Below are 13,993 nucleotides of genomic sequence, written 5' to 3' on the forward strand. Positions count from 1 at the left end.
TGATAGCTGCGGCCCGGTTAGGACCGCGGCACCAAGGATGCTATCAAATTTATGGGAGGAAAACGATTGACAAACGTTAACTTTTCATCTTTTTTTTCATATAATCTAGTTATCGCGACTCAATTTCCGTAAAAATAACGTTTCGTATATTGCGAGGGTATCCTATGAAACTACTGACCGACTCACCCATTCTGAAAATGAAAATAAGCCTTCCCGGTCTGAAGGAGCATCTGATTCGCCGGGACCGGCTGCTGCAGGATATGGCAGCAGGCCATAAGGGTCAGCTGACAACCGTCATCGCGCCTGCCGGATACGGCAAGTCGACGCTGCTCGCCCAATGGGCTCATGAGACCGACGAACGAAGCGCCTGGGTTTCGCTGGACGAGCGGGATAACGATCCCGTCCGCTTTTGGAGATACGTGGCGGCCTCGCTGGCCTCGATTCTTCCCGAGCCGCAAGGAGCTCGTCTCATGCACCATACGCAGCTGCTGCCAAGCGCCTCGATTGAAACCTTTCTGGATACGCTGATCAGTGAATTATACGAGGATTCCGAGCCCCTCAATCTCATTCTTGAGGACCTGCACAGTATTCACTCTTCAACCATCCATGGAGGGATTTCCTACTTGGTCGACTACCTCCCCGAACATATTCATCTTCTCATCTCGTCCCGGACCGAGCTTCCATTCCCCACGATCAAGGGCTTGGTAAACCATGAGGTCCATCTTATCGGCATGAAGCAGTTGGAATTTACTTACGAGGAGACGGAGCGCTTGTTCCGCCATGCGTCAAACGGCGGCCATCCCATTCTGACCTCGATGGAGCTTGATACGTTACGGAACCAGACGGAAGGCTGGGTTACCGGGCTCCAGCTTGCCGTGATTACCACGCGAACCGGCAGCGGTCTGGAAGGATTCGTGGAGGATATGAAGGGGAATCCGCTTCTCGTATCCAAATATCTGTTTCAGGAAGTCGTAAGCAAGCTGTCGCCCGACGTGTTCTCCTTTTTGCTCCAGACCGCCGTCCTTTCAGAGCTGCATCCGCAGGTTTGCGATGCCGTAACCGATCTCGGCGACAGCCGTCCGATGCTGGAGGAGCTGCAGAAGCTGAATCTGTTTCTGGTTCCGCTGGACGAACATCAAACCTTCTTTCGTTATCATCATTTATTCTCGCAGTTTCTGCTCGACCTGCTTCAGCGCGAGTTTCACGGGGAATATACCAAGCGCCACCGGCTCGCCGGTGAGTATTATGCCTCCGTCGGCTCCATGGATGAAGCGATTGACCATATGTTGGCAGCGCAGGACTTCGGGCATGCCCTGAACTTGCTCGAGCAGCATATGCAATCCGTGCTCGAACTTGGAGAGATTGCCACCTTGCTGAAATGGTTTGACCGCATCCCCCCCAGCTATCCGATGACACCCGAAATGTCGCTGGCGCATGCTTTTGTCTTGGTACTGACAGGAAATCTCGAACGTTCCGAGCGCATGCTGTCCCTTATTGAGGAAGCCTGCGCTGCGCTAGAATCATCGGACCGAAGGGAGCAGCTTATGAGTTCCATCCTGTTCGTGCGGTCCAATCTTGTTTTTCTGAACGGTGACTTCGGCAAATGGTTCGCCTTCAGCGAAGGTATCCTCGACAACCTGATGCCCGACAATCCGATGTACTACCAGTTCGATTACAATCGGCGGGAGCCTTATGTCAGGCGTACCTCGCTCGGCATGAAGGGAACTCTCTCCGCCGATACGGAAAGAATCGCGCATCTGTTTACCGGTGTGCTGGAATCCCACGGGTGGGCGCATTCGCTCATGAACTTATATGTTAAACAATCCTTGTGCGAGGGATATTATGAATGGAACCGACTGGCGGAATGCCGGCAGCTGCTGGTGCAGATCCGTAATGCGCCGCCCGCCAAAGAAACGATGGGGCTGTTCGTGCCGCTGCATATCACCGAAGCCAGGCTGTTCGCTGCCGAGGGCAAATTCCATCTAGCCCATTATGCTTTGGATGAAGCGTGCTCCGCTGCGCTTGCCAGGAAATCGAGCCTTTGGCTCGCCCCGTTAAAGGCCGTCAGAAGCTTGATCTATATCCGGGAAGGGCGTATAGCCGAAGCACGGAAGGAAGTGGCCGATCTCCCCGTTTCCGTCAAGGACAAGCCCGCCTATAGCCGGGAAACGGAATACCTGGCGTTGGTCCGCATGTTAGGCAGACAGCGCAGGGAAACCGAGGCGCTGCGCCTCCTGGACCTGTTGAAACCTCAGGCGGAGCGCGAACAGCAGCGATCCAGCATCATTGAAATCACAAGCCTGCAGGCGCTGCTGGAACATCAACGCGGCCAGCGGCAGCAGTCGCTTCATCTTCTTGGCGAAGCCTTGCGTGTCGGGGCACAGAACGGTTATGTCCGCACCTTCCTCGACGAAGGGGAGGACATGTGCCAGCTGCTGCAGCAGTATTCGAGCCGACTTGTACAGGAAGACGGCTTAAGCCCGGAGAAACTTCGGACGCTTGAATATGCACGCACGCTCGTGAAGCGTTTCCCGGGTTATTCCGAAGCGGATATTCCTTCCGCCGAGACACCCCAGCAAACTCTTCCCGAACGGCTGAATCGGAACGAAATGAATTTGCTGCATCTGATTCGCCAGGGCGCCGCGAATAAACAGATGGCCGCAGCACTCGGCCTGTCCGAAGGAACGATCCGGGTGTATTTGTCCAGACTGTACGGCAAGCTCGGCGTGACGACACGCACGCAGGCTCTGGTTAAAGCCCAGTCGCTGAACCTGCTGGAGGATTAATCGGGGATAACCCTACAAATGAACCCCGGGACACGCGTTCCCGAGGTTCTTTTTTTACGCTATGGATTTACCTTATAATACCCGTCCGCACCATCATGAGCTGAAGGATCGGATCCATTTGAACCGGTTCACCTTCACGATCGCCACAAAACACTTCAGGATTTGATCCGATTTCAGGCAGATGAACACGGCAAGCGGCGATAAATGGAACACAAAAGCGCATAAGGCGGATGAGGGCAGCACGATCAGCCACATAAATATCAAATCGTTGTACAGCACAAAGCGGGTGTCTCCGCCGCTCCGCACGATGCCCGTCAAAGCCGGCATCTGGTAGGCCGTTCCGACCACGGTGATCGACAGCACCGTCATGAAATGCAGGGCAAGCGTTTTGGCCTCATCGGATATCGAATAGAAGCCCAGCACGAAATCCTTGATCACAAACAGCACGGCCCCCGTCAATAAACCGAGAAGGATATACAGAATCTGCAGCGTTTTGGCATACGATATGATTTTATCCATCATGCCCTCGCCGATGGTCTTCCCGATCAGCACGGCCGTTGCGCTGGCGGAAGCGTACACGATGACCGTCACCATCTGGAAAATCGTTGTAGCAATGCTGTTGGCGGCGATCGCGGATTCCCCCATATGCCCCAGGATGGCGGTTTGTGCCGCCATGGCGAGCCCCCATATCGTATTGGACATCAGAATCGGGGAGCCTACGCGAATGTACTGCTTGAAGAGCTCCATATCGAACTTCAGGAAATCCTGCAACTTTAACAGGATCTTGCGATCGAACCGCTTAACATACACGATGACGATCACGCATTCAATGATCCTCGCCGTCAGGGTAGCGATAGCCGATCCGGACACGCCCAGCTCCGGGAAGCCCATATACCCGTAAATCAGGATGTAGTTCAAGCAGATGTTGATAACCAAGGTGGACAGCGATACCACGAAGCCGATTTTTACCGTTTCCACGCTTCTTAAGGAAGCCAGCAAGGAGCTGGTGACCGCAAAGAAGATATAAGAGAAGCAGATGATGCGCAAATATTCCACGCCGGCAGCTATGACGTTCTCTTCCTTGGTAAACAAGGACAATACCTCGTGCGGGAAAAAGAACACGATGACCCATAACACGATACTGAGAAGGATGGCCATTCGCATGCCGATGCTTGCCGCTTTTTTGATCAAGCCTAAATCCTTGGCTCCCCAGAATCTGGACGACATGATGACCAAGCCTTCGCATACGCCCAGAACCAGCATGTGCAGCAGGAATTGGATCTGGTTCGCCAGCGCGACGCCCGACAGCGCCGATTCGCTGTATCCTCCCAGCATGACGTTGTCCGACAAATTCACGCCGACCGATATCAGGTTCTGCATCCCGATCACAAGCGTCAGCCAGAAAAAACTTTTGTAGAATCCTTTTTCCCGAACAAATAAACTCATGTCAGCTAACCTTCTTCGACTATAAGATGATGAATCTCTAATATATACGAAATTATGCAAATGAACAGAACCAAATGAAGTGAAGCATCCTTCCTGCCGTATAGTAGATTCATAGAATCAAAAACATAATAACATTATAATGTTTTTACGGTAAAAAACTAGTCGTCTGGTTGCACTCCATTACGAAAGCCGGTAATCGAACTTCGACGGCATCCTGGAGGATTCCGCAGCAAATCCCCTGCCCCTTGTCTCATCTCTCCCCGCTTGATCGCCCTAAAGCTTATGTAACATGCTAAATTCGCGTGATGCCGTGGGATTTCCTGACTATGTACAAAAGGACATGCCGTATATATGATGGCAATGTAATTCCATCCCAACGATATAGAGGAGAATGTGTATGACCGTGTGGAAATATCCGTTATCCCGCAACATGGTTCAGCGCAGCATGATTGCAGCCCTCAGCGCTGCCCTCCTTATGACCCCGCTTCAAGCCCTTGCTGCCGATGAGGCGCCCCAAGCCGAGGCATCGCCAATGAAAACGCCGTCCAGCATCCCGACAGACACCACGGCTTTCGCACAATTCACGGGGAATCCAGCCGATTCCCTGGCGATTGGGGAGCACCGTTTGATCAGCCGCAAGGAGATCGACCGGCACTGGGACGGCCTTGATCCGGATTACACGCCGGAAAAGTCGATCGAAGCGGTTAAAGCGCTGCTGTCGGAGGAAGACTTCGAGGCTTTATTTCCTTACAGGCTAGGTTCGGCCGCATGGTTTAACGTCGCCAAGGGCAAAGAATACTATAAAGCCGATCAGACGGACTATTTCTCTTACGACAACCTGATTCACGCGGTGGCCGAGGTGTCCAATCTGAAGATCAAGATCCGCACGCGGCAAGGAGCCCCTTCCGCCCAAGAGATTTACCGATTGGACAAAGATGCCCGGGTCGAAACACTCGTCGTGCGTTCGGCGGATTTCCATTCGGCCGAGAACCTTAACCAAGCGATTGAAACCGTTATCATTGACGGCGGCACCTTTCTCAAGGAAGGGTTCAAGAAGGACCGCAAGCGCGAACTGGCCGCCTTCCTGGCCAATCTCTCCCACGAAACCGGCGGGGGCTGGGCTGCCGCTCCCGGCGGTCCGCTTCGCTGGGGATTGTTCTGGAACGAAAACATCGCCGGCCGGACAGGGGTCAACATGGATGCCTTCGTTGATCCGGCAAGCGCAGAGCTGTATCCCGGATCGCCGGACAAGCGCTATTATGGGCGGGGACCGATCATGCTCAGCTGGAACTTCAACTACGGACTCTTCAGCTCCATTATCTATGGGGATAAAAGCGTGCTGCTGGACCATCCCGAGATCGTTGCCGCCGACGGCAAGATCGGCTACATGACCGCCATCCTCTTCTGGATGACGCCGCAGGACCCGAAACCTTCCGCCCATGACGTGATGGTCGGCAGATGGAAGCCTTCCCCGCTCGAGAAGTTCAGGGGACTGGGCAGTCCCGGCTTCGGCACAACGGTGATGATCTTGAACGGCCTGGAAGCGAATCTCGGGGAAACCGAGGGCAGTCCCGTGCAGCGGCGCGCCGGGCATTACCGCGATATCACGGGCCGTATGGGCGTCGATATTACCGGAGAGAAGGTCGATACATTAGGGATGAAACCGTTCTGATGCGGAACCCGCCTGAAGCTCGGATCCATCACGTTTGATGGATCATGCAAAATCGCCCTTGGCGGATGGATGGCTTGCAGCCACCACGCTGCCATAGGGCGATTATGTTTTGGAGCAGCCTTCATACCAGTCGCTGGGAGATGGCAACGCGCTGCGCTTTCGGCAAACTATTCAGCACCAAATCGTAGGAATGGTCGATCATATCGCGCAGGTCTGCTTCCGTTAGCGAGCCATCGACGGTCACCGTGTTCCAGTGCTTCTTATTGAGATGGTATCCGGGCTGCACGGCGTCATGCTGCTCGCGCAAATTCTCCGCGATGACCGGATCGCATTTCAGGGAAATATGGCTGACCTTCTCCCCTGCCGTGGTGGTAATCAGGGCAAACATTTTGCCGCCGACCTTCATGACGATCGGAAGCGGTCCGAACGGATAATCCTCGGCTGCGGCTTTCTTCGAAAGACAATAAGCAATGAGTGGGCTTCGCACCTGGAAATTCTCTCCTTCAAGATCAGATCTATTTGATTATAGTAGATGATGTTTCCCTGTTCAATTCCGTTTGACATGTTGTTCATGCTCCGTTCATACAACTCTTGTATATTGGGACTGATTCAAGATGCAAGGGGGAATTTATCCATGTTGAAATACAGCAAATGGCTGATGCGCATCGCGGCCATTTATATGCTCATCGGCGCATTGATCGGAGCGGACATGGCAGGCAGAAGCAGCTACAGCATGGTTGCAGGCCACGCCCATATCCTGGTGGTAGGCTGGCTGACCTTGTTTGCCTATGGCATGTTCTACTACGTCTTTCGGGACAAGCTCAGCATGAAAAGAACCGCCGCGATGCACTTCTGGACGAGTTTGCTCGGGGGCGGGATCATGCCGCTGGGCATGCTGATGTATTACCAAATGCAGAATACGGCAACCCTGCTGGCCTTTATCATTCCAGCGTCGATTTTGCTTATCGCAGCAATTTTGTTTATCACCTTATTGTTTTTCGATAAAAAATTGTTTTCGAGCACATAGCTTGGCTCAAGGCCATCGTGGAGGCTTGCTCTACTTTATCGGCATATGCTGAACAAAAAAGAGAGGTGAGCCTCTTAACTATGAGCTATAAAAGCAGCACCATCAAAAGCAAGTGGAAGAAAACGAAATGGTTGAACGAAGATGCTTACTTCAGGCAGTACGTGCCGCACACGCTGCCGTTCAGCAAAAAAAACCTGAACACCATGCTGGCGAGCTACTCCACGGTGTTCTTTAAGCCTACGGATGGTTCAGGCGGCAATAACATTATCCGGATCCGCAAAACCGGCGGAGGCTACCAAAGCCAGCTGAACACGACGAAAACGTCGTACTCGAGCTCATCTCAGCTGTACCGCGACCTGAATCGCTTTGCAGGGAGCAGACCTTATCTGCTGCAAAAAGGAATTCGCTTGGCCAAAAGCAATGGCAAGCCTTTCGATATCCGGGTGATGGTCCAGAAAACCCGGGAGGGCGCCTGGGTCGGCACCGCCCTGTTCACGAAGGTCGGCAACCCGAACAAAGTGGCCACCAATTATAATCAAGGCGGCTCCATCGGCACGTTCAAGAAAACGATGAGCGGCGCCAATTTCGACTCGGCCTTCATCCAGCAGCTCGAGTCTGAACTCAAGGGACTCGGCGTTGCCGTAGGCAAAAACTTTGACCGCCATTATAAAGGATTCAAGGAACTCGGCCTGGACGTGGCTGTCGATTCGAAAGGCAGACCGTGGATTCTCGAGGTCAACACCCGACCGCAAATTTATCCGCTCAAAAATCTAAAGGACCGCAGCCTCTACCATAGAGTGCTGTCTTACGGTAAGCATTATGGGCGTACGAAATAAACGAGGATACTTCAGCCGCTTAAACCAAACGGCCGGGCATCATGCCCGGCCGTTTTTGGCTGTAATCTCATTTTAAAAACTTATTATCAAGATACCTGGAAGAGCGCTTATTATTACGGCTTGCTGGCTACCACTTCAATCTCAACTAAGCCATCCTTCGGCAATCGGGCTACCTCTACGGCGCTCCGTGCCGGATACGGTTCTGCAAAGAAAGAAGCGTACACCTCGTTGACCGCTTGGAAATCGTTCATGTCCTTCAGGAACACGGTCGTCTTGACGATGTGCTCCATGCCGAAGCCGGCAGCCTCCAGGATCGCTTTCACGTTGAGCAGGGAGCGCTTCGCCTGCTCTTCTACCGTCGGCGCGAAATGCCCCGACGCATCCATGCCGAGCTGGCCGGAGGTAAACAGCAGATTTCCGTATTGCACGGCTTGGGAATAAGGGCCGATTGCTCCTGGAGCCTGCTGGGTTGCGATGGTTTTTCTTTCTTGTTGCGTCATGGTGTTCTCTCCTCTGTAGCGCATAGTATTACGCATTTATATTTATGGTTGGTTACCATCTTCCAAAACATCATCATCTGTATTAATGGGCCGATGCAGCTTCTGCAGCTTCTTTTCGGCTTCCGTGATGCGGATCATCGTATTCCTTCAGCATTTCCTTTTGCTGCTCAGGCGTAAGTTTGGCAATGCCGAACCCGGTAAAGCCCCAAATCGTTGCAAAAATAATGCCTGTCCAGCACAGCACCGCCCAAGGCAAATAGGATAGCGTTGCTACGCCAAGCGTTCCGGCCATATAGGCACCGGCTGCCGTCCATGGCAGAATCGGTTCGGTAATGGCGGCGGAATCCTCCACCGTCCGTCCCAGATTCTTCGGATGCAGACCGCGGCGGATGTAAGCCTCGCGGAGCATCTCGCCCGGCATCAGGATGGAGACTTGTCCGTTGCTGGTTACGCCGATCATGGTTAGCCCCGTTGCAATCGTCGCCAGGATCAAGGAGCCTGTGGAACGCACATGCTTCAAGAGCCTGTCCACGATCAGCTCCAGCGACTTGGTCAGCGATATCGTGCCGGCGAATGTGATCGCGCTGAAACAGATAAGCAAGGTTCCCATCATGGAACTCATGCCGCCCCGATTAATAAGGCGAGGTATGTCCGCAATGACGGTATTCGGATCAAATCCGCTGACATGAACCATCGCGATATCGAATCCGCTGACAACCGAGGTTACCACGTCATGCAGCGTGAAGCCGTGAAAGATCATGCCGTTCGCCATCGCCACGATCGACGACAGCAGCATGACGGGAATCGTAGGTTTCTTGGTGATCGAGCCGTACAGCACAATCAGCACAGGCAGAATCAGGAGCAGGTTCCAATCGTATATCGTGGCCAAGGTGTTCATGATGTCGGTTACCTTCTCGGGAATTCCTATGCTGGACACATGCGTGTTCAAGCCCGTGACCACGTAGACGATCCCCGCCACGAAGAAGGACGGGAGCGTCGTGTACAGCAAATGGCCGATATGCTCATACAGGTTAACGCCGGTCGACAAGGCCGCGATGTTGGTTGTATCCGAAAGCGGCGAAAGCTTGTCCCCGAAGTAAGCCCCTGCTACAACCGCACCGGCCACAGCCGCGAGATTGGCGTCCATGCCGGCGCCAACGCCCATGAAGGCGACCCCGATCGTACCCGCGGATCCCCAGGAAGTGCCCGTACATACGGAGACCACGGACGTAACGAGAAAAGCGGTGATCAGCAAAAACTGCGGATCGATGATTCTCAGGCCGTAGTAAATCATCATCGGGATGGTTCCGCCGACCATCCACGCGCCGATCATAAATCCGACCACAATCAGGATGAGGATGGCGGGCATGGTTTTCGCTATTTTCTGCGAAATGGATTCCAATATATCGTTGTAGCTGTACCCCAGCTTAATCGCGATCAAACCTGCGACGATGGCGGATGCAATAATCAGCGGCTCGGGCGGCAGCTCGAACAATACGTAACCAAGGCACAGCAAGATTACCATGGTGAAAATCGGAAGCAGCGCCAGAAACATGGTCGGCTGCTTAATCATTCGTTCCTCTGTTGGCTTAGCCATTATGAATTCCCCCTGGATGTAAATAAGAAAACGTCAATCGACGTAACCTTCTGTAGAAGACATGCCGCATATAGCGGAAGTTTTTCTTGCGTGATAAGGTTGGTAAGCCTTTGAAGTTTATTCCTTCTGATCTCTTAGACTATGGTTGTTAACGCTTTAGTGGATAAGCCGCGGCAAGCCGCTTCAGGCCTTCCTGCAACACAGGGCGCGGCGCAGCCACGTTGACCCTGATATAGCCTTCACCGCCGGGACCGAAGGATGAGCCGAAGCTGACGCTGACGCGCGCCTTTTCCTGGATCCACTCCACCAGATCCTTTTCATGACGGCTCACTGCCTTACAGTCGATCCATAGCAGGTACGTCCCTTCAGGATCGATGACGTTCAGCTCAGGCATATGATCGGCAATGAAGCTTTGAGCATAAGCAATATTGTCTTTGATATAAGCGCGCAGCGCCGTCAGCCATTCATCGCACGAAGCATACGCAATTTCCAGCGCGGGCACGGCGAAGAATGTGGGATTATGAATCCCCGCCTGCAGCAAACCTTGTTGAAACTGCTCCCGCAGCGCAGCATTGGGAATGATGATGTTGGCGATTTCGAGACTCGCCAGGTTAAAGGTTTTGCCCGGCGACGTGCAGATTATGGAACGGTTCGCAACCTCTTCGGACAGCTTGGCGATGACGGTATGCTCGTGACCTTCATGAATGAAATCGGCATGGATGTCATCGGACACAATCAGTGCGTCATACCGGATGCAAAGCTCCGCCATGCGTTCAAGCTCCTCCCTCGTCCATACGCGGCCCACCGGATTGTGGGGGGATATGAGCAGGACTATCTTGATCCCTTCCTGCATCCGTCGTTCCATATCGTCAAAATCGATCTCGTATCGCCCGTCCGCAAGCACCAGCGGACTTTCAACCAATATCCGGCCGTTTAGCGTAACCGCTTTCGCAACAGGCTGATAAACAGGCGTGTGGACAAGAATCCTGTCTCCGGCTTCCGCGAATTTCTGAACAATGACCGAAACGGCCTGCACAATGCGCGGACAAAACACGATCCATTCGGGCTCGACCTGCCAGTCGTAGGCCTTATCGAGCCAAGCACGGACCGCTTCGAAGTAAGGCGGAAACGGGTCGGTATATCCGTAAATGCCGTGACGCGCCGCCTCCGCTACCTTGTCCACCACCATGGGCGGTGCCGGCAGATCCATATCCGCCACGGAGAGAGCGATCATGTCGTTCCCCATGCTCTGCGCCATGCCGTCCCATTTGGCGCTGTTCGTTCCATACCGGCTGACGACCTTGTCAAAGTTATATGTCATGATGTCACCTTCCATTGTCTCAGGATGCAATGCATGTTTAACAGGATAAACGGCCGCTTATTTCAGCTTCTGCAAATAACGATACACGGTAGGCTCCGATATGGATAAAGCAGCGGCAACCTTGGAAACCCCGCCCTTTAGCAGGAATACGCCCTGTTCGTTCAATTCCTTCACAATCTCGATCTTCTCGTTCGAAGATAAACGGTCCGCCGGAATGCTGATTTTGCCTAGGACGGTCTGGATGATGTGCTGAAGCAAATCGTCCACGTTCCCCTGGAGGTATTCGGTGGAAGGTTTGTCCTCCTTGGGTGCATCCAGGGCGGCCGGCGGCGTAAGCGAGCCTCCCCGCAAAATGCTGTTGATCCAATCAGCGGCAACCTCCATATGCGTGATGTCGATGTTCAGGCACATAAGACCGACCAGCTCGCCGCTTCCGTTCTTAATAAAGTACGTAGACGACCGGAAGGTTTGCCCCCGAGCGCCGGAAGCTTTGTAGTTCGCGATGAACTGCTCTTCGCGGTAGGCCTCCGCCTTCAAAATCTTCAACACGAGGTCGGTGGAGGCATCGCCGACCCGGCGTCCACTAATATGGCCGTTCTCGATAAAGATGATAGAGCGTTCCGGATCGCTGATATCGTGCACGACCACCTCGCATTGAGGTCCGATGATCGCCGCGATAAACGAAGCGATTGGAAAATAGCTTTCAAGCAGCTGCTGGTTTTCATTCATAAAGAGCCTCTCCCTTCTCTGATACGCCATCATTTTTATGGATATCGTCCATTGAAAAATAATAATTAATTATCATGATAATATTATATTATAATAATAAACCGTTTACAATATTTTTGTCAAAAAAAGTCGATGACTGTCCGAATGCTCGAATAAGCAGGCATCCGGCGAAGGTGTATCTCGATAGCTGCGCGCTCTGTTTGCTGCATGCCATAGTAAAAGGCTCTTGCGAACCTGCCGCAAGAGCCTTTGTTCCAACCGTATGGTGAGGGCGTTGCCCCCTCATCTGAACTGACCGCGCTTGTCCCAAGCGCCTTCCGCCCTATTCGAGCCCTATTCGAGCCTTATTCCGCTCAGGCTTCCCTGCCTGCTTGAAGCTGCAGATCCCGCCATACCTTTTTGTTGCTGTATTGTTTGTCCGTGCTGATATCTCGTCCGAACCATGCCGGCGGCACAAAGCCGTCAGCGGCTTCCAGGGAAGGAAATTCGACTTCCAGCACTAGCAAGCTTATCTGCGCATAATCGTCGATTTCGATGATCGTGCTGCCCCAACGGGCGGTTACCCGTCTCTTGGTCAACGGAATCGCCCCATGCGCCTTGACTACCTGATCGTAGAGACCTTCGGAAATCGCATATTCAACTTCTTCCCGGGCAATTCCCCACCCTTTTTTGAACGTATGGGTGAATTCGAGCCGACCCGATGTCAGATCCGTTATTTTCCGGACCCGCAGCTCCTGGTCCCCATCCAATGCCAAATACGTCTGCTCGATGAACTGCTCCTTCTCGACCACGATACTTCCTTCCTGAATCAACTCATCGGGATAAGCCTCCAGAAGGTATTTGCGTTCGATTTCAATCGCCATGAGTGTGATGTCCTCCATTCGTCATTCCCAGTCTGCTGATTCCATTATAAGGACCCGCAGCCCCAGCGACAAATCAAAAGCAATAGAAGGTATACGCTGGGCATACTTCTATCGCTTCGAGTTCATGCATTACTTTATCAATTTTCTATAAGCCTTGATCGTCTGCGTGTGCATGCCTTCGTGGTACAAGCTGAACGTAAGAAACTCGCCGACGGTTTGGAACGTCACGGGACCGATCGTCAGCGGGTGGGCAGAGGCCTGGTCCAGGCGATTCGAGAAGGTTTCGCGGATTCGGGCGGTTTGCTCCTGCAAAAGCTCTGCCAGCTCGGACAGCGCAGGCGGCTTCGACGTCCAATCGGCCGGCTTGGTTCCGGTTGCAAACCATGCCTCGAATCCTTCCGGAAGACGCGGCTGCTCGCCCGCGGTCGCAAAAGCGAACTGCTCGGTTACGGTGTAGATGTGCCCGAGATTCCAGCGAATGCTATTCGCGAATCCTTCCGGGATGATATCCGCTTCCTGTTCCGTTAGTTGTTCCACCGATTTCAAGGTTGCTCCTCTGGCAAAATCCAATTGGTTGAAAATCGCTTCATTCATATCATAATCCCCCTTCCAATTCGTACGTAACTATCCTATCGTACTATTTTGCCTATCGCAAGGAGTCCTAAGACAATTCGCGTTACCTTTAGAATTTAGTCACGAATCGCTTCATCGTTAGCTAAAGAATATAGTAAAGCCTGGAGCTATGAATGAAAGATTCACTCAGTTCCAGGCTTTATGCATGCAAATAGAATTATGCCGCTCTAGCGATGATGTGGTTGTTTTCAAGAACGGCTCTAGCTTCCTCCGTGGCAGGACGGTAGCCTTTCTCCAACAGCTCCTTAATATATATCTTGTTATACACGAACGAGAATATGATTCCGCTGATCCAAGCCCCGATTCCCAATGTAAAAGGACCGACTACGGCAGAGATAATAAACATGATGACTGCCCACTTCAGATCGCCTCGGAACAATGCCGGGAAGAATGCAAAGAATAGCGTCGTCCAGCTAAAACCTACCTTCACTTGTTTCGTTACCCCAGCATCATTTTTCAGATAAATCTTCATGATTCACACTCCAACGATTAGTGAAAAAAGAAGTCGTACTCCAACATCCGAAGTAGTTCTTAAGCAGTAAATCTCATGGTTAATCCGAATCTTTTCTCCTACGACTATATT

13 protein-coding genes are annotated in these 13,993 nt (G+C 52.6%); 4 read left to right on the plus strand and 9 right to left on the minus strand.

The window, feature by feature from the left end:
• Positions 1-164 precede the first annotated feature (164 nt).
• Entirely contained in the window at positions 165-2,786 is a 2,622-nt protein-coding gene (locus tag RB298_RS33040) for a winged helix-turn-helix domain-containing protein (RefSeq protein ID WP_486050517.1), read from the plus strand.
• A gap of 93 nt (positions 2,787-2,879) precedes the next feature.
• Here RB298_RS33040 and RB298_RS33045 read toward each other — a convergent pair whose 3' ends face one another.
• On the minus strand, positions 2,880-4,232 hold the full coding sequence (locus RB298_RS33045) for an MATE family efflux transporter (protein ID WP_012819299.1): 1,353 nt from the start codon (positions 4,230-4,232) through the stop codon (positions 2,880-2,882).
• 397 nt (positions 4,233-4,629) lie between these two features.
• On the opposite strand from RB298_RS33045, the gene RB298_RS33050 reads away from it, so the two are divergent.
• A complete protein-coding gene (locus RB298_RS33050; protein ID WP_486050519.1) occupies positions 4,630-5,904 on the plus strand; it encodes a chitinase in 1,275 nt (424 codons plus the stop codon).
• A 121-nt stretch (positions 5,905-6,025) separates the two neighbouring features.
• On the opposite strand, the gene RB298_RS33055 is transcribed toward RB298_RS33050, so the two are convergent.
• A complete protein-coding gene (locus RB298_RS33055) occupies positions 6,026-6,391 on the minus strand; it encodes an MmcQ/YjbR family DNA-binding protein (RefSeq protein WP_486050521.1) in 366 nt (121 codons plus the stop codon).
• Between the two features lie 147 nt (positions 6,392-6,538).
• On the opposite strand from RB298_RS33055, the gene RB298_RS33060 reads away from it, so the two are divergent.
• Both RB298_RS33060 and RB298_RS33065 read left to right on the plus strand, forming a co-directional pair.
• The gene (locus RB298_RS33060) at positions 6,539-6,931 is read left to right on the plus strand and encodes a hypothetical protein (protein ID WP_375120756.1); all 393 of its coding nucleotides are present in this window, start codon (positions 6,539-6,541) and stop codon (positions 6,929-6,931) included.
• An 80-nt stretch (positions 6,932-7,011) separates the two neighbouring features.
• A complete protein-coding gene (locus RB298_RS33065; RefSeq protein ID WP_486050523.1) occupies positions 7,012-7,767 on the plus strand; it encodes a YheC/YheD family protein in 756 nt (251 codons plus the stop codon).
• Between the two features lie 113 nt (positions 7,768-7,880).
• Here RB298_RS33065 and RB298_RS33070 read toward each other — a convergent pair whose 3' ends face one another.
• The 7 genes from RB298_RS33070 to RB298_RS33100 form a co-directional block, all read right to left on the minus strand.
• Positions 7,881-8,267, minus strand: a complete 387-nt coding sequence (locus tag RB298_RS33070) for a RidA family protein (RefSeq protein ID WP_012819294.1) — start codon at positions 8,265-8,267, stop codon at positions 7,881-7,883.
• An 82-nt stretch (positions 8,268-8,349) separates the two neighbouring features.
• Positions 8,350-9,864 carry a Na+/H+ antiporter NhaC gene (gene nhaC, locus RB298_RS33075; RefSeq protein WP_486050525.1) on the minus strand — a complete coding sequence of 505 codons (1,515 nt, stop codon included), beginning with the start codon at positions 9,862-9,864 and terminating at the stop codon, positions 8,350-8,352.
• A gap of 148 nt (positions 9,865-10,012) precedes the next feature.
• Entirely contained in the window at positions 10,013-11,185 is a 1,173-nt protein-coding gene (locus RB298_RS33080; protein ID WP_486050527.1) for a MalY/PatB family protein, read from the minus strand.
• Positions 11,186-11,242: 57 nt separating this feature from the next.
• Positions 11,243-11,914 (minus strand): helix-turn-helix transcriptional regulator, encoded by a 672-nt coding sequence (locus RB298_RS33085; RefSeq protein WP_096775132.1) that lies wholly within the window; start codon positions 11,912-11,914, stop codon positions 11,243-11,245.
• Between the two features lie 353 nt (positions 11,915-12,267).
• Positions 12,268-12,777, minus strand: coding sequence for a CYTH domain-containing protein (locus tag RB298_RS33090; protein ID WP_213580401.1), 510 nt, complete (start codon positions 12,775-12,777; stop codon positions 12,268-12,270).
• Between the two features lie 129 nt (positions 12,778-12,906).
• A complete protein-coding gene (locus RB298_RS33095) occupies positions 12,907-13,371 on the minus strand; it encodes a DinB family protein (RefSeq protein WP_486050530.1) in 465 nt (154 codons plus the stop codon).
• A 196-nt stretch (positions 13,372-13,567) separates the two neighbouring features.
• Positions 13,568-13,882, minus strand: coding sequence for a hypothetical protein (locus tag RB298_RS33100; protein WP_096775129.1), 315 nt, complete (start codon positions 13,880-13,882; stop codon positions 13,568-13,570).
• Positions 13,883-13,993 lie beyond the last annotated feature (111 nt).

Origin of the sequence: Priestia sp. BR_2 (genome assembly GCF_041954005.1) — a bacterium.
Lineage (GTDB): Bacteria > Bacillota > Bacilli > Paenibacillales > Paenibacillaceae > Paenibacillus_AQ > Paenibacillus_AQ lautus_A.

Excerpts from the sequence above, each read along its gene's own strand:
- RB298_RS33045 (WP_012819299.1), bottom strand. The coding sequence starts at position 4,232 with ATGAGTTTATTTGTTCGGGAAAAAGGATTCTACAAAAGTTTTTTCTGG.
- RB298_RS33040 (WP_486050517.1), top strand. The coding sequence starts at position 165 with ATGAAACTACTGACCGACTCACCCATTCTGAAAATGAAAATAAGCCTT.
- RB298_RS33080 (WP_486050527.1), bottom strand. The coding sequence starts at position 11,185 with ATGACATATAACTTTGACAAGGTCGTCAGCCGGTATGGAACGAACAGC.
- RB298_RS33050 (WP_486050519.1), top strand. The coding sequence starts at position 4,630 with ATGACCGTGTGGAAATATCCGTTATCCCGCAACATGGTTCAGCGCAGC.
- nhaC (WP_486050525.1), bottom strand. The coding sequence starts at position 9,864 with ATGGCTAAGCCAACAGAGGAACGAATGATTAAGCAGCCGACCATGTTT.
- RB298_RS33060 (WP_375120756.1), top strand. The coding sequence starts at position 6,539 with ATGTTGAAATACAGCAAATGGCTGATGCGCATCGCGGCCATTTATATG.
- RB298_RS33090 (WP_213580401.1), bottom strand. The coding sequence starts at position 12,777 with ATGGCGATTGAAATCGAACGCAAATACCTTCTGGAGGCTTATCCCGAT.
- RB298_RS33095 (WP_486050530.1), bottom strand. The coding sequence starts at position 13,371 with ATGAATGAAGCGATTTTCAACCAATTGGATTTTGCCAGAGGAGCAACC.
- RB298_RS33085 (WP_096775132.1), bottom strand. The coding sequence starts at position 11,914 with ATGAATGAAAACCAGCAGCTGCTTGAAAGCTATTTTCCAATCGCTTCG.
- RB298_RS33100 (WP_096775129.1), bottom strand. The coding sequence starts at position 13,882 with ATGAAGATTTATCTGAAAAATGATGCTGGGGTAACGAAACAAGTGAAG.
- RB298_RS33065 (WP_486050523.1), top strand. The coding sequence starts at position 7,012 with ATGAGCTATAAAAGCAGCACCATCAAAAGCAAGTGGAAGAAAACGAAA.
- RB298_RS33070 (WP_012819294.1), bottom strand. The coding sequence starts at position 8,267 with ATGACGCAACAAGAAAGAAAAACCATCGCAACCCAGCAGGCTCCAGGA.